Annotated in this window: 17 protein-coding genes; all 17 read right to left on the reverse strand. The window is 47.3% G+C overall.

Annotated elements, in window-relative coordinates:
- Window positions 1-25 precede the first annotated feature (25 nt).
- The 17 genes from MARGE09_RS17120 to MARGE09_RS17200 all read right to left on the reverse strand — a co-directional run bounded on the left by MARGE09_RS17120 (window position 26) and on the right by MARGE09_RS17200 (window position 15909).
- Window positions 26-1012, reverse strand: coding sequence for an AgmX/PglI C-terminal domain-containing protein (locus MARGE09_RS17120; protein ID WP_236984010.1), 987 nt, complete (start codon window positions 1010-1012; stop codon window positions 26-28).
- Complete coding sequence (locus MARGE09_RS17125; protein ID WP_236984013.1) at window positions 1009-1530, reverse strand: ExbD/TolR family protein; 522 nt, start codon at window positions 1528-1530, stop codon at window positions 1009-1011. The genes MARGE09_RS17120 and MARGE09_RS17125 overlap by 4 nt, the downstream gene beginning before the upstream one ends.
- Complete coding sequence (locus MARGE09_RS17130) at window positions 1527-2081, reverse strand: ExbD/TolR family protein (RefSeq protein ID WP_236984015.1); 555 nt, start codon at window positions 2079-2081, stop codon at window positions 1527-1529. The genes MARGE09_RS17125 and MARGE09_RS17130 overlap by 4 nt, the downstream gene beginning before the upstream one ends.
- Window positions 2082-2098: 17 nt before the next feature.
- Entirely contained in the window at window positions 2099-2791 is a 693-nt protein-coding gene (locus MARGE09_RS17135; RefSeq protein ID WP_236984017.1) for a MotA/TolQ/ExbB proton channel family protein, read from the reverse strand.
- 66 nt (window positions 2792-2857) lie between these two features.
- On the reverse strand, window positions 2858-3163 hold the full coding sequence (locus MARGE09_RS17140) for a hypothetical protein (RefSeq protein WP_236984019.1): 306 nt from the start codon (window positions 3161-3163) through the stop codon (window positions 2858-2860).
- Window positions 3160-3906, reverse strand: coding sequence for a tetratricopeptide repeat protein (locus MARGE09_RS17145; RefSeq protein WP_236984021.1), 747 nt, complete (start codon window positions 3904-3906; stop codon window positions 3160-3162). Before MARGE09_RS17145 ends, MARGE09_RS17140 begins: the two co-directional genes overlap by 4 nt.
- Window positions 3896-6787: a tetratricopeptide repeat protein gene (locus tag MARGE09_RS17150; protein WP_236984023.1), complete on the reverse strand. Its 2892-nt coding sequence runs from the start codon at window positions 6785-6787 to the stop codon at window positions 3896-3898. Before MARGE09_RS17150 ends, MARGE09_RS17145 begins: the two co-directional genes overlap by 11 nt.
- Window positions 6787-8625, reverse strand: a complete 1839-nt coding sequence (locus MARGE09_RS17155; RefSeq protein WP_236984025.1) for a tetratricopeptide repeat protein — start codon at window positions 8623-8625, stop codon at window positions 6787-6789. The genes MARGE09_RS17150 and MARGE09_RS17155 overlap by 1 nt, the downstream gene beginning before the upstream one ends.
- Entirely contained in the window at window positions 8622-9251 is a 630-nt protein-coding gene (locus MARGE09_RS17160) for an AraC family transcriptional regulator (RefSeq protein WP_236984027.1), read from the reverse strand. The genes MARGE09_RS17155 and MARGE09_RS17160 overlap by 4 nt, the downstream gene beginning before the upstream one ends.
- 260 nt (window positions 9252-9511) lie before the next feature.
- Window positions 9512-10510, reverse strand: coding sequence for an FAD:protein FMN transferase (locus MARGE09_RS17165; protein WP_338040729.1), 999 nt, complete (start codon window positions 10508-10510; stop codon window positions 9512-9514).
- A 40-nt stretch (window positions 10511-10550) separates the two neighbouring features.
- On the reverse strand, window positions 10551-11309 hold the full coding sequence (locus MARGE09_RS17170) for a type II secretion system protein N (RefSeq protein ID WP_236984029.1): 759 nt from the start codon (window positions 11307-11309) through the stop codon (window positions 10551-10553).
- 1 nt (window position 11310) lies between these two features.
- Entirely contained in the window at window positions 11311-11787 is a 477-nt protein-coding gene (gene gspM, locus MARGE09_RS17175) for a type II secretion system protein GspM (protein ID WP_236984031.1), read from the reverse strand.
- Window positions 11788-11789: 2 nt separating this feature from the next.
- Window positions 11790-13016 carry a type II secretion system protein GspL gene (gspL, locus tag MARGE09_RS17180; RefSeq protein ID WP_236984033.1) on the reverse strand — a complete coding sequence of 409 codons (1227 nt, stop codon included), beginning with the start codon at window positions 13014-13016 and terminating at the stop codon, window positions 11790-11792.
- A gap of 92 nt (window positions 13017-13108) precedes the next feature.
- Window positions 13109-14284 (reverse strand): type II secretion system minor pseudopilin GspK, encoded by a 1176-nt coding sequence (gene gspK / locus MARGE09_RS17185; protein ID WP_236984035.1) that lies wholly within the window; start codon window positions 14282-14284, stop codon window positions 13109-13111.
- Window positions 14281-14955: a type II secretion system minor pseudopilin GspJ gene (gspJ, locus tag MARGE09_RS17190; protein WP_236984036.1), complete on the reverse strand. Its 675-nt coding sequence runs from the start codon at window positions 14953-14955 to the stop codon at window positions 14281-14283. Before gspJ ends, gspK begins: the two co-directional genes overlap by 4 nt.
- Entirely contained in the window at window positions 14955-15350 is a 396-nt protein-coding gene (gspI, locus tag MARGE09_RS17195) for a type II secretion system minor pseudopilin GspI (RefSeq protein ID WP_236984038.1), read from the reverse strand. Before gspI ends, gspJ begins: the two co-directional genes overlap by 1 nt.
- Window positions 15337-15909, reverse strand: a complete 573-nt coding sequence (locus MARGE09_RS17200) for a type II secretion system protein (protein ID WP_236984040.1) — start codon at window positions 15907-15909, stop codon at window positions 15337-15339. The genes gspI and MARGE09_RS17200 overlap by 14 nt, the downstream gene beginning before the upstream one ends.
- Window positions 15910-15911: the final 2 nt, after the last annotated feature.

Consider the following 15911-nt stretch of genomic DNA (forward strand, 5'->3'; position numbering starts at 1 on the left):
CCGGCGGGCTTTTATACTTACGATCCTAATAGGGCAAGAAGTTAAACGTATGCCTTAGTGTTGTCTTAAGCACATCATCGGCACCAAAATTAATGCCGCGCAACCTAGCACTTAACTTACGCTCGAGCTTTTTATCACCCAAATCACTGGATATAATTTTAACACTAGAGACATTACCCGCCGGCTCAATCACTAACTCAAAGACCACTTTCCCCTCAAGGGTGGGATCTTCATCCAACGCACGCTGGTATAAACCAAAAATACTGGCCTTATTGGCATCGATTGTTTGCGCCATGGCAACTTTACTGCGCGTACCTTTAACCGCCTCAGCGTCACTGGCTCGCTCTTCAGCAGCAGCGGCACTCACTTCAGTTAACTTACTATCAACCGCTGTTGTCTCACGGCCAGAAAGCGCCGCGCCGCCAGTATCAGTGCTTAGCGCAGCGGTATTAACCCCACCACTCATTGTTTGGGCACCGCTGTTAATCAAGTTTCGATTAACCGCTGCAGCCTTTCCTTGCGCCCGGGTCACCTGTTGCGTTTTAACATCACTCACATCAAGCGTATCGCGCATAGCGCTCAAGTCGTCTGCAAAGGCAAGTACCCCACTCTTTTTCGCCGTTTCCTGTGCCTTTTTCAGTTTTACAGGGTCTGGCGCTTTTTTAGGCTTGGGCTCTTCCTTTTTAGGCTTTGGCTTAGGCTCTTCTTTCTTAGGTTTAGGTTCTTCCTTTTTGGGCTCTTCTTTTTTCGGCTCAGGTTTTGGCTTAGGCTTTGGCGGAGGAGGCTTAGGCAGCTCCTTTTTTTCCAATACAACCCGTGCCAATTGAGGCGGTAATTTAGCGCGTTCTTCGCGAGTTTTTTCCGGCAAATCGACTTGAGCAATGATATAACCCAGCACAATAAACGGAATAAACAGACCTAAAAAGATCTTCCAGTAGCGCTTATTATCTTCAAGCTCACTAGACCAAGGCAAAGCCAAATTTGGCGCTAGTATGAGTTTGGCATTACTCATGGCGCCTCCGGTGCTTCAGCAGAGTTTGCAATTTTACTTACCGCAAGCGAAATATTGCGATAATCCGTTTGCGCACAAGTGGTCATAATGCGTTTTAACAAAGTATAAGGGATGGTGTTGTCCCCCATAATCGTAACATCGCGGCCCTTTTTCGCTTCGCTATCGTTAGCGTACGGTTTGCGTGAAGCTAAGTACTCCAACTCTTTTTTTAGCGCTTTAATTTCTTCGCCGTCATCTGCCAAAACAGATTTCACATCAACAATTGAGCGACCAGAAATCACAATATCGTCAGGGCTTACCATCACAACTAACGTGTTGTCTGGTTTTTTCTCGGCGACTGAGTCTGGCAATTTAATTGCTTTATTGTTTTGTAAAACTTCTACATCAGAGGAGTTAACCAACAAGAAAAAAACCAGAATCGTAAAGATATCCATTAACGATACTAGGTTTAACTTTGGCTGCCCTTTGTGGCGGCGATGCAAGCGTGCCATTCTTCGTGCGCGTAGGGACTGCTTCATTGCATCACCTCCGCATCTGGCATGGCATCGTACGGACGCTCTTCAACGGGCGTTACAATAGGTGCATCGCCCAACGATATTTCAGGAAACAGTTCAGCATCAACCACAGAAGCAACAACAACTGCCTCATAAGAACGAACGGTATCCATAGTACTGACAATCGTTTGGTAATCCGTATCTTTTTGTGACAGGATGAAAATGTCGCGCTTTTCTTTACCCTTTTCGGCTAACTGGCGCTTAATTTCCTGCAGCACGGTAGATAGCATTTTAAAGTCATGCTCACCGTCTTTTTGAAGAACCGTTTTTAACGGTGCTCCCGCAGGGTAATTAACAACCAGTTTGTCTGGGTGAATGACCACCTCTAACGCCTCATTTTGCTGCGGATCATCATTCGCGCTATTGGGCGCTAGATCCGGCAGTTTTAAATCCAGTACAGTAATGTGTGAAAACACCATACTCATCAACAAAACGGGCACGAGAATAATCATCAGATTCATAAAAGAGGTAATGTCGAGATCGGCATCCTCTTTTGCTCTACGTCTGATTCTCATATTTTATTGCAGCCTAATTATCGAGCAGGGCTTTTAGGAGCGCCAGCAGGAGCGGCGGCCGATTGAGGTTTTGCTGCACCAGAAAGCGCGCTAGCCGATAAGATGTTTAAACACTTAACGCCCGCCATTTCCAAGCTATCAATAATTTCGTTTGTTTTGTTTTGAATAGAAGTGTGAAGAAGCAAAAGAGGAATTGCAGCCATCAAACCAAATGCTGTTGTATTCATCGCGACAGAAATACTTTGTGATAATAAAGTCGCTTTTTCCGATGGGTCAGCTTCCGCTACAGCTGTAAACGCCGCAATCAAACCCATAATCGTCCCCAAAAGACCTAGCAAAGTAGCAATATTTGCTAAGGTTGCTATGTAGGCTGTGCGTTTTTCTAAACGAGGAACCGCCTCCATCACCCCTTCTTCCATAGCGTATTCGATTTCTTCACGGCGTGGCGTTTGCTGCATACGCGCCAACCCTGAAGCGATAATACGACCTACAGGCGCTTGCGAACTACGGGCAATTTCAACAACGCCGTTATAGTCTTTTTTGCGTAGCAAAGGCAATATTCGATCGAATGCACGGCGATTTGAGCCCTTGGCTACTGTTAAGAATATCCAGCGCTCTAAAGCAACTGCCAAACCCACTACTAACACCAGGCCAATGGGGTACATAAAAGGCCCACCATTTTGAAAAAAGCCAATCGCAGTATCTAACATTTTATTCTCTCCGCCATGCGTTGTTCTATATAAGAAGTAATTAATGAAAAAATTGAAAAAGGGGTTTTATTCGGTAACGCCGCTGTCAATGTCGTAGGCTTGCGGCGCAGATTTCATTTGCACAAGGTAGCTCACCTCGCGTTCATGCTCAGCGCGCTCAACATGCTCAAACACATCACCCAAACGCGTGCGCGTCTCAAACGGCATCGTCAATGCGCTTTCATCAGAAGCTTGCCGCCAAGGAATAATATAAGTCACACTTGGATGCTCTTGATTGCCTTTGACCGTTGTACTGATGCTTACAACATCTTCGGCAGCAGCGCGAAAACTAAACAAGATTAAAACCAAGCTTAAAGTTAAATAAATTTTCATTGCGATACCTCTGAAGGCGTATTGCTGGGCGCTTTTTTGGCCTGCTCACGCGCCATTTTTGCTTGGCGTCTTTTGATATCAACAATCCAGCCTTTCAATTGTTTGTCCGGTTCACCCATAATTCGCGCACTCATTTCAAAATGCGCAAGCGCATCATCGAAGCGCCCCATATACATATCGTAAAGTACACCTAAATTTCGATGCACTATCGCACTGTGGGGCCAAACCGCAATTGCGCGCTTGTAGAGTGTTTCAGCTTCAGCGAAATGCCCCTGCTCACGCTCCATAACACCATAAGCATTATAGGCTTCAACATTTAAAGCATTAACATTAATTGCTTGATCAAATGCCTGCGCAGCCGCTTCGTATTGCTGCTGGCGCCACAAGGAAATACCCAAATTAACCCAAGGCCCAGATAAGCTCGGGTTGGCTTGCGCTATGGCATCAAAGTGCAGCTCGGCTTGTGGCCAATTTTGTGATTCCATTAACGCCACGCCTTTAGCAAAAGCCGCCTTAACATCGGCAGAAACTTTTACCTTTTGCTGGTCGTAAGGATTAGGCAGTAAAACAAGCGGTGGCTCATCACCAGGCTGGTAGACGATTTGAGCCTCGGGCTCTGCTCCAGAACCGCCATTATTGGTAGCGCAGCCAGCGTTAACAAGAATAAGCGCTGCGACACAAGCCCAGAGGAATACCTTGCAACCACATTGAGGCAGTATGCTTTTAACCGTCTTAGTGCACACCTTTACTAACCTCAACAATACTTTCTTTTTTGCCATAACGTGCCGGCAGTAGCTCTTCCAATGCGTCAAAGCTTTGCTTAACCCATTTATCATAAAAACCACCCCATGAGCGCTCAGCGTTAATTACGAGCATATCAACAGCCTTACCTTTAAAGGGGTAAGCTTGTTCTTCAAGCATGATTTCATATTGCTCCATGGTTAATTCATCCAACCCTTTAGGGCGCTCAGAGTCGAGCAGCTCTTGGTAAAGGTTAGCGTACACTTCACCGATACGGTGATTAGCCTCGGTAGCAAATTCTGCAACGCCGTAGTCAATCACTGTTTTGTAGCTCTTTAGCGTGCGATCCATTGCCTTGCGCTTCGCTTTAAGTGTTTTTTTAATCGGGGCTCGCAGCTTTATCGATTCAAAAGCTTTCAAATCTTTACCCGCAAAATAACTGGCCGATTGCGCCGCTAGGTAAGTTGAGCGAGCATTACGATTAGCGCCCGCTTTAGCATCCACCTTAATTAACTCGTTCATCCAGCGTTCCTGGGTGCGAATTGAGCCACGTTTTTCAGCCATAGCCATTAATTGCACGCGCGCTTCCAATGCTAAATCAAAAGGCACTGGATAACGCTTAATGTAATCTTCGTAGGTTTTCTCAGCTAACGGCCCGTTACCGGACTTATGATAAAGCTCTGCCGAAAGGTATAGCGCACTTCTTCGGGTTTCGGGGTCGGCGTCGCTACTCGACATAATCACGAGCTGCTCGGCGGCCTTATCCCACTGCTGAGTCTCTTGATAGATGACAGCCAGCTTAGGCGGAATTGTTTTAGCGAGCTTATTGCTAGGAAAACGCTGCTGAAAATCGATTAACACACGCTCGGCACGCGTCCAGTCTTTCATCTCAATTAAGTAATTCGCCGCATCATATTGGCCGTTCACAGCCAGCTCAGTTTGCGGTGCGATGAGTGCAATACTCAACAAGCGGTTAACCCCTTGAGATTTGGCCCCTACGGCAATTTCCTTCTCTGCACGCTTATACATACTGGCTGCAATTCTATCCAAAACCTGGCCGCGATCTTTGTCGGTTTCAGTAACAATAGTTAACAGGTGTCTGTAAGCCGCTTCAGCTGGCTCATAGGCTTCTAGCTCAAATTGACTGTGCGCCAGTACTAGCCACGCCGTTTTTTGCAGCGCTAATGATTGCGTTGGCTGCCATTTAGTTAGTCGCGTAGCCACTACAATAGCTTGCTCTTTGTCGCCCTCGCGATACAAGCGCTCTGCCGCGTTGGTTAATACAGCAACCGCACGCTCGTCTGCAGGATAATAATCGGCAAAGCTAATTGCACTGTTAATGCGATGGGTTTGCAGCGCCAACAATGCTTCGTCAGTTTGTTGTGCCGTACCCTCGTATTCTTTAAGCATACGATCCAAAGTCAATATGGCAGCATAACCGGCCGTAGCGCCTCGCTGCTCATCAAGGAATTCATAAGCGACTTGCTCGTAGGCGGTAACGGCATCGTTTAAGTTACCCGCATCATGCAGTGCTTCGGCCATTAAGAAAGTCAGCTCAGCCTTGCGAGTATTTTCTGGGAAGGTCTTTAAGATTTCGCCATAAAACCCTGCCGCTTTAAGAAAGTAAGGCTCTGCTGCATCTGGCGCTTTTTTTAATGCCCCTGCACGATACTTTTTATTGGCAGCAACTAAGGCTTGCGCTTCAGCGTGATAATAACTAGACACTTCGTCTAAATAAGTTTCTAAAGTAGCTGAATAAGTAGCGCGCTGTTCCGGCGTTCGATTTTGCCAGTATGCTGACGTTAAGCCAAAGCGTTGAACATAAGCTTCCTTGGCCGGCAAAACATCTTTAGGGAAGTTGCCTTTAAGGTAAACATCGATGGTTTTAACGGTTAGTTCAGGGCTAAATTGGCTTTCTGGGTAGCGGCTAACAAAAGCTGAATAAGTATTCGCCGCATCGCGATAGCGCTTTTTATCTAAGTATAAATCACCCAGCTGGCGATAAATTAAGTGCTGATATTCACGCTCGCCATGGGTGTCGGCAAATTCTGCAATGGTGTCAGGGCCATCTAAATAAGAAAAAGAGAAGCCCATGACTTTAAGCGTATCGGCCAGTAAGCTCTTTTGCGAATCACTCAAGTCCCCTGTCGCAATACCTGGCGGCAACAGTTTATCCATCACCGTACCAAACGGCACCAGCGATTGATGATACCTATCCTGCTTAAATAGCGACCAACCTTGCATATAGACCGCGTTAAGGAAAAATGGCGTCTCCTCACCAAACTCAACCACCGCTGAATACAAGTCGTACGCTTGGCGATACTCCTGCTGGCCAAAAGCTAGCTCTGCGCGACGAAATTGTGCCTCCGCCGCAAAGGGAGAATCCGGGTTAGCAGCCACCAACGCCGCCAAGCGCGCATCTGATTCCCCCATGCGAGCATCAAGCGCATAAGCTTTAGACACTCGGTACAGCAAACGCTCGTCAGCAACACCGGCTTGCGCCGCTTGCAATTGAATCAGCTGATCGTACATATCGATGGTATCGCTAAAGAAAACCCCACCTGTTTCACTGGTGATTTGCGCGTCTTCGTTGCGCGCCATAGCAATATCAGCCAATCGTATTTGTATTTGGTGACGTAGTTCGGCGTCTTCTGCCACGCTTAATGCCGAGCGGTACATCGCTTCAATTTCTTCTCGCGACACAACAGCTACAGGCTCAAGCACTACAGGAATTTCGGCTTCGGGCAAATCGGCCAGGGTCGGCCCTAAATCGGTAATTTGATGCTTAAAAGAGCTACAACCGGCACCAGCAATACACACTGCCAAAGCTATTAAAGAGCTGCGAAACAACGGCAACCCCATTCGCGAAGAGGCAATATTCATTAATAATCCTCCCCGTCAGCTTCATCCAGTAAGCGCGCTATCGCTAAACGACTTTGCGCCAAGTAATAACGCAGCCGGGTACGCTGATCGTCAAGCGCATTAGCCACCTCACCGCGCAGTACCTCTTGGGCGTTTTGTATTTCACTGTGAACTTGCTCTAACTGCACATCAATGCGCGCGCGTGAATCATCGATCCGAGCACGGTAAGGCGCTAAGTCGTTGCCGTTAGCCACTTGGCTTTGAATACGATCTTGCGCTTTACTCGCGCTTTGAATATTTTGATCTAGCTCGGCCAGCGTTTTTCTGCCACGCCACAGCCGCTCAGCAAAAAACTGGCCCGACTGCCACTCCAATAGCCCACGGTGACGACGCACTTTTTCTTTCGCTTCTGTAACATCTTCTCCGGCGGCCTCTAGCAAAGAAATGTTACGCTCTGCTCGCTCTATGCGCTCCAAACGAGATAACTCATCGCCCTGCAGTAACGCAGTAAAATCATTGCTTTGTTCAACAGCCGCAAGGTAACTAAAAATATCTGCGCGCTCAGCATTTAGCGCAATTAGCCGAGAATAGGCTTCCTGTTGTGCCATAAAATCCATTTCTGCTAAACGGTTTGCTTCGCGCTCAACGAGCATATCGTTATAAAAATTCATACGCCCCTGCCACTCGACTAAGCGGCGCTTTAAATCTAACAAGTCGCGCAGTTCTTGAATCAAGCCACGAAAGGTATTGCGAGAGAAAAGCTCGGTTAAATAGGTAAGCTGTGGCGCTAAATTGCTGCTTTGCGCATAATCCAGCCAATTGATATCTTCTGACGGGTCGATATTTAGGGCTTCAAGCATGGCATCGCCGCGCAGCTCTTGCATATAAATATCAAGGGTTGCTATTTCGGATTCGAAACTTGCTTCAGCCTCACGGTATTTTTGTAAGGCCGCAGGTTTTAAATCCATTTGTTCGTAAGCATAAGGAATGGCAACCATCGCTTCTTGCGTATTTTCATCAATGAGCGTTCGCTTTGATAGCGCCTGCCAAGGCGTCAGTGCCGCTTGGTAGTTCTCACCTTCCACTTGTGCCCAACCAAAACCTAAAAGTGCCCGATTAGAATACGGACCATCAAGGCGCACTTGCTTAAACTGCTGTACGGCTAAATCATTTTGCTGGTTATATAAGTGTGCAAAGCCGGCTGCAGTCATCGCTTTATCGTACAAACTTAAATGAGCCTCAGAACGCTGACGCATTTGCGTAATACGGTTATAAAACGCAACGGCTTGCTCGTAGTTTTGATTGCGAGCATAGGCACCGGCCATATTAAAATATAAATAAGGTGCCCGATCTTCACGGAGGCTAACCTTTTCAACAATTGCTCGGGCCTCTTCTAGGCGGTTTTCTTTGATAAACAAATTAACCTTTAACGACTCGAGCTCTTCGACGGCAGCGCCTACTGGGGTTTCACTAATATGCTCTAGCGCTTCGTGAGTCGCCGCCAGATCACCGCGAAGATAACGCATTTTCGCCAAGTACAACCACGCGGCATCGCGTGTTTTTTGTGGCCGATTGGAGTCGAGTAGGCGCTCAAAAATATCACTAGCAGTACGCTCAAGACCATAGGCCATATAGAACCCCCCCATCATAATTTCGGGGTTATCGCCGTGGCCTTTAATACCTCCTTGCTCCTCGGCAACCAATAGGTCGCTTAAGGCTAAGAAGTGCTGATCCTGATAGTAGTGATACAAAGCAACCCCGTAACGCAGGTCAGCGACGGAGCTCAAGGGTTCTTCTTTAGCTGTGGCAGTTGAACAAATAGTGCATAACATCAACGCCCACCAGAGGCGTGCACTCATAGATGCCACTCTTTAAATTTGAATGTCGGTTGCATCCGTGTAATCCAATCCTGAATTCTAATCTCTAACATCGTTGGAGATTGGTCCTTATTCAATGTAAAGCTCGCACCGCGCTTATATTCACGGCCTTCTGGTCCATAGCCATGAAAAAACGCTGTGATTTGGTGTTGTCCGGTTTTTAGGTTACCCAAGTAAAGACGCTGAACACCACCGCGCACCAAAGCACTATTTTGCTTTTCAGTATATAGATGGCTGGCGACCATTTCACCGTCGATCATTAAGCGGATAGCATCAAGTGAGAAAAATTTGCCAATATCAACGGATACATAAATAGCAACTTGGGTATTCGCAGGAAAAAGCAAGTCTTCTTCCAAGATTAACAAGTCGCGATTCAGCTCCAGCGCGGCTTTCTTTAGATCTTCGACTCGCTCACTTAAAGGGGTAGCATTTTCTTTGCGCTCAACGAAGTTTTGCTGTTTTTCTTCGCGCACTGCCTGCTGGTCACTTTTATCTGAAGCTTTGCTTGCTTCAACAGCTGTGACTTCCGTGTTGCTTTCATTGATGCTAGCAGCATCAATGCCTTCTTGTGCATTAAGCGGTAAACATGAGCTAGCAAGTAAAGCCAACAACACCAATGCGCGAGGGTTTGTAACTGTATTTAACAAGTGCGTCTCCCGTTCTACAACGACCCGATATCAGACGAATGAGGCAGTACCACGTGGGTAGGCATACAAAGCGCCTCTATTGTATTGTTTCTGGGGATGGTCCCACAGAACTTCCTTTATACAAGCGCGGCAAAGTGGCTTTGCCAAGTTCCTCATATGCCATATTCTCCATTGCTTGACGCAAGGGTAGCATTCCATGACTCACTTTCAAATTAATACCGCTAGGAAGCAGGCGGCATTAAACCATTGCTATAGTGCACTTGGCCAGCTCTATCAATAATGATGGCGTCATAGTTTTGCAACTTATTCACTAAGTTGATGCCTTTTTGTACACCTAGTACAAAAACAGCCGTAGAAAGCGGATCTGTGCGGACCCCTTCCCCACCTATAATCGTTACACTCATGACCTCTGATGCGCTTCGGCCTGTTTTTGGGTTAATAATATGATGGATGCGTTGACCACTAACGCTGTCGATGAAAAAGCGCTCGTAATCACCCGATGTGCTAACGGCTACATCTTCGAGCGGCAAGGTAATTACCGTTTCTTTATCGTCATCTTTTTGCATACGTGGATTTTTAATGCCTATGAGCCATGGCCGCCCGCCACGGTCCCCAAGCACCCGACTGTCACCACCAGCACTGACGTAGGCATTTTGAATACCCTGTTCGCGCAAATAGGTTATCGCTAGATCAACGGCGTAACCCTTAGCGATACCTCCTAAATCAATCGCAACATCGGCATTTAAAAACTGTAACGTCTTAGCACTGTTATCGAATGAAAGGTGAGCGGTATTCAACGCCGGCAGCAAACGCTCGATGTCCGCTTTAGACGGCGCCTTTTTTTCGCGATAATTATATAGCTTACCGACCGAGGCGTAAGCTATATCGAAAGCGCCATCTGTCAATGCGTACATGGCCTGTGACTGCTCGTACAAAAACGCCATTTCGGTCGATAATACAACAGGAGCTTTAAATGCTCTTGCATTGAGTTGCGCTAGCTCAGAGGATTCTTTGTAAGGCGATAACCGGTTATCAACGCCGCGCATAATATCCATTACACCAGCAACAGCAGCCGATCCTTTCGCATCAGAGGGCGACCACAGGCTCACAACAACTTGCGTACCCATAATGTTTTCAGAACCCTCAAACCACTGCGCCCAAGCATTCAGAGGCAGGCTTAGCAATATCAACAATAGACTACAAGCAAGCCTTACCGACACGTACAACTCCAAATTCTAAAGGCGTATAGAAAGAAAGTGGCTAACTGCCAATCGGATATGACACAGCAAAAGCACCACTATCTTGAGGCACAGCAAACAAGCCGAGTGCATCGCGAATATCATCGGAAGCATCTTCCCTAGGGAGCACCTCTCCCTTTACTTTCGGCGCAGTGGCAATACCAAACTCACCATTCAACTTAACTCCGTAGGGGCCAGCCAAGTCAAAAACATTAGCCTGTACAGCGCCATTACCTGCAGCCGAAAGATCAGCGGCGAAATCACCCAACGTAAACCACATTCCTTGGAAATTTAACCGCGCGCCCTTCCACGTAAAATTACCTTGTAAACTCGATACCTCACCGGCATCGTTAAAAGCGCCTTCGGCAATAATAAGGCTGCCAACACCGGCGATTTTCGCGTCGCGTAAAGATCTATTGGCTAAGCTTGCTGGTAGTTCGACTTGTAAGTTCTTAAGTTGATTAACGCCGCCAACGGTGCGGCAAACATTACCATTGAGCACATCACTTTCAACATCAACGCACGCTTTTAAAGCCAACAAAGACAGGGGCCTAAACTTCCAAGAAATCGAACCTAAGTCGATAACCTGGCCTTCAATGTTCAAATGCGCGGCCCCTGCTCGCCCCTTCCATGCAGTCCCGGTAATCGCAGCTAACTGCACATGAGGCAGCACTTTTACGAGGTTGGCCGTTACCAGCGTTGCTGGAGTACGCTTGACAACGAGCACACAAAAATAACCAACAAGTACAAGACCCAAAACCAACTTTAATAATTTAGACATGTTAGTTCCTGTGTAACTTAACAGTGACATTATTGAGCATGCCTTTCACATCGCCAGCAGTCACTGACACCTCTTTCACTTGAACGCCTTCTTTGTTTTCCAGCTCGTCGAGCCAAGCCATAACCTTATTAAATTCAACACTGGCTAATCGGACGCGCACATCGCTATCGCCAGTGGGTTGAAAATCTTCCATGCGCAAACCATGATTACGAAGGCTTTGGTTAGTCACTTGGGCTAAGTTTCTTGGCTGATCACCACCGCCTTGCTGCTGACCTAATACAATTGAAGCCAAACGACGGACTTCGGCCTGCTGCAATAAGACTGCATTGTTATTGGTAATTTGTTTATCGCGGTCTTTTGTCATTGGCGCAAGCAAAACCAAATAAAGCAGTGTTAACGCAACAGCTATGGCGCCAACAGCCAACAGCAGCTGTTCTCTGGGAGAGTTTTGTAAAAACCAGTTTTTAAAATCATTCATAATTAGCTATCCGTCACTCGAATTTGCGCTTGATGGATATCCCCTGATACTCGTGAGCTTTTGATTTCGGCGACCAAGCCGCTTTCGGCAATTTTGCCGCGTAGCGCTTCGAGCATGGCAAAATCTTTAGCTTCAACATTAAACTGCAAAGAAGAAGTGTTTTGCGTGTAACGGAAACTCGTGACGTTCAAGTCGGCATTGCCGCGTATTTGCGGAGCAACCTTAGACACCAAATAAACAACATTGGATGGATCTGTTGCCTCCTGTTTGCCTAGCTTAGCTTTAAGTTGGCGGACAGGATCGCTAATCGAGCCAGATGAAACAACCTGCCTAAAAATGGCATCCCTCTCGGCAAATAGTTGTTGAGACGCTTTTTTAGCTTGGTGCAGTTCGCCCCATGTTGTACCCACGGCTAATACAAACGCTACAGACGCTGCAATTGCAGGAACCTTCCAATCGTTCCACCATTGAGCAAACGGTAATTTGCGAGCCAAATTACCAGAACGATACTCCAACACTGGGTTAGCCTGAAGCTTAACGACATCCCAATAGCCACCCTCCTGCTCGTAGATATTAATGTTTTCGGCGTTTTCAATATAATCAGGCAGGCATGTTCGTAATTGCGCAATCGCATCTTCGGTTTCAGCAACTAATTGTATAGCTGCCGGTAAATTTTCGGCATCATCTTTGACGGACTCGCAAAGCGCCAAAATAAATAGCTCAGCATTAACGGCGTCACAACTAAACCCAGAGCAAGCACCGTATTTTACGTAAAGACTATTGTCATCAAGCAGGAGAACCCAGCCTTCGCCCTGATCCAACTCCATGTAATCGCAAATTACCGATGGCACCTCTGCGCCAATATCTTCAAGCTCTGCAATTAGCTCTGCCACTTCGTCTTCACGAGCATATGACGCATCAACATCGCCATCGATTAAGGGGCCGTATGCAAAAACAAGCTCATCAACCGGTGTAACAACAGTTTCTTCAACCTGAAACGGCACCAGCTTTGACAAAACCTTCCGATCTTTTACCCCAACGTCAACGCGCTGAGTAACCACTTCGCGACCATCGAGCACCAACCAGCACGTTTTACCCGCAACAGATTCGGCAAGCAAGTTAATATCACCAGTGTAGAAGGAGTCACCCTGCCATTGATTTTGGGGCGAGACGTGTCTCCACTGCCAAAGCCCTACTGCAATTTTGCGTACCAGAATTCGCTCTGCCACTGCATCACCTATTCTTTATTATTGAGCGCAACCCGCGGTTGCGACGTTAAACCTGACCATGACATCGAGCATTCAGTTAGGCAAGCTCTACCTTAAAAGTTAGCATCTGTGCGCCAAAGCGTTGTGACATTGGTATTATCTCGGCGCAACAAGCTTTTGCCATGCCGCGTTTTATCACCGATCATCACATCGGCTGAGTATATAAAATAATTGGTACTTATAACTAATTGTGCACTATCAAAGTTATTCGCATCAGTCACAATTTGCAAATCAGCAACCACTGCATCATTCACAAATTCATTAACCTCTTGATAGCCCTGACCCGGTGCAAAGTTAGGGTCAGACTTTTCATTACGTGCCCGAGCAAGTTGGCTGCCCATATCAGGATCTAAAGGCTCCTGAATATCTTTAGCGTTAAACATGCGGAACATCACGTCGGGAATGGTATTAATATTTAAAAACGCCGCTTTATCCCCGTTGGCAGGCAGCGCAATAACATAGGGCAAAAGTTTATCGTAAAGCTCTGGCGTTATACCCTTGATCAAGCTTAACTCGCTGATCGTGGTCATTGGGGCGTTGCTTACAACAATAGGCACTTCGCTGCCGCTGTAGTAACTCTGCTCTGCACCGCCAAAGCCTGAAACGTTATTATCGTCATCAACCCAATCAATAATGGCTTGCGTAAGGGCAATAGCCTCTTCTGGCATTAAATCTTGCTCGTTCAGCGGCAACGTTTGTAAAAATCGAATAAACCTACGCTGCGCCACAGTGAACTTACAATCGAAAAGCTCTGGGTCATTTTTACAACGCAAGACCTCTTGCGGGCTACCACCCTCTGGTTGATTAGCACCACCCCTATTCTCGTTACCGGTGCCGCTTCCATTGCCAATGACAGGCTTTGGCAAGGCCAGCAAGTTAATATTGAAGCGGCTTTGTGCATCCTCAAGTTCTACTGTAATTGCCCCACCATCTATAGGTACCGTTTGCGGGGCGTTCCACATTTCGTTGAGGTGATCGGCTTTGCCATCATCCGTTGGGTCGTTGATATCTTCCACGAGCAGCAGCTTTCCTACTAGGCGCTCACCACCCTCAAGTACCATACGCCCCTGCAAGCCATGCCAGCGATTTTCGTTTCGCGACATACCCAGCTCGAAACGCCAGCTAGTGGCAACCACCAAAGAAGTAACTAATACCACAATCAACATAGCCAGAATCAACACAATACCGGCTTGGCGGTGAGGCGAGCTACTCGGCATCACGCGCGTCATTGCTGCACCTCGTTCACAAGGCTATTATCGATGCCAGGCAATATTGAATAGATTCGCTTAACTTCACCAAAATCTTCGGTGACTAGCGTGATTTCAATCGCTGCTGGCAGCGTTTGGGGCTTTTGACCGCTGGCTGGCCACCGATCCTGCCAAGGACCACCCGATACACTGGCGTTATTGCGCGACGGCAGCGCCTTAATAAAAAGGTCTTCTACGCCCTCTAATATAATTTGCGGGCGCGCTTCGCGCTCATCACTTTCAGAAATATTAAACCAGGTATCACGCCAAACAGCGTTATCCTCAAAGCGATAACCGACACGAACCACCTCGGTTCGAGGTAAGCGCAAGGGGTTGGCGTAGCCTGCACGCAGCAAGGTTAAGCGGTATTCTTCGCTCGGATCAATAAAAACGGGAGGAATTGGCTTATCACGAGACACCTTGGGCATTGCCGGAATCACATTGCGCATATCGGTCTCAAGCAGCACCCATATTCTGTCCACTGCAGCGATGCGATCAATAGCTTCCTGTGTAGCCTCGGAGCTTGCAATAGCGGCAGTAAATGACTGGCTAGTCATCACCGCGATCATCGCCATAATCACAATCGCGATCATCACCTCAATCAAAGTGAAACCGCTTTGACGCAGCTTTTTAATTTGGTGCCCAAACATCATTAAGGCTGAACCATAATTGAAGAGATTTCAACAATGGGATCTTGCCCCTGAGGGCCAACTCTCACCCAGACTCTTAAGGTACCGGCGTACATGCCTTTTTGCTCTTCGGCCTCTATTTTCCAGTCCCAAATGATACCTGCCATCTCAATATCACCGGCTTGTCGCCCCGTCGGTACAACATTTTGCAGGGTTTCCGCCAAATACATTTCTTGTACTTTGTTTTCCGCCACCCAGTGCGCGATGGTTAAATCGCGGCTGTAGCCAACGGTATTTGCCATTGTGCTCATACGAGCCATGAGTGCAGGTAATGCCAAGCCGATAATCATTAAGGCAACCATCACCTCAATCAGCGTAAAACCTGCTGAAACAATGCGGTAGTTATTAGCGGTCTTCACGGGCCTGCAACTCCTCAGCGAGCTCTTTCCATTCGAGCTGCCCGTATTCGTTAATATGAATAGTTTGCAAATAATCTGGAAGCCGCTCATCAGTGATTTGGATCTCTATAGACGATAAATCACCGGTAGGATAATAGGCCGTCACGGGAAGGGAGCGGTCTAATAGCTCCTCCCATCGCCAATCTAAATCATCAATTAATACATGAAGTTTCGTTTCCGGGTCGAAAGAGATCGCCTCTAGCTCTGGGACATCACTCCACCCCTGATAATTCCCCGCTTGCCAACGATAGCGCCAGCCAATATTTTCCCACTCAGGCTCTGAGTCTGACTGCCATTGTGGGGGCTCCAACAGCAGTCCCATAGGGTCACCAGAAAGCACAGCACGGTCAGCCGCAAAACGACTTACCGCCATAAACTGCTCTATTTTTTCGGTGACCGCGCTTTCTGGTCCTCCGCGCCCAATTGTTAAAGTAACAGAGGCAAGCGCAATACCTAAGACAGCAATAACTGCCAATACTTCCAATAAGGTAAAGCCTGCCTTGCTCTTTAATGGGCGCATTA

The sequence above is a fragment of the Marinagarivorans cellulosilyticus genome, from assembly GCF_021655555.1.
Classification (GTDB): domain Bacteria; phylum Pseudomonadota; class Gammaproteobacteria; order Pseudomonadales; family Cellvibrionaceae; genus Marinagarivorans; species Marinagarivorans cellulosilyticus.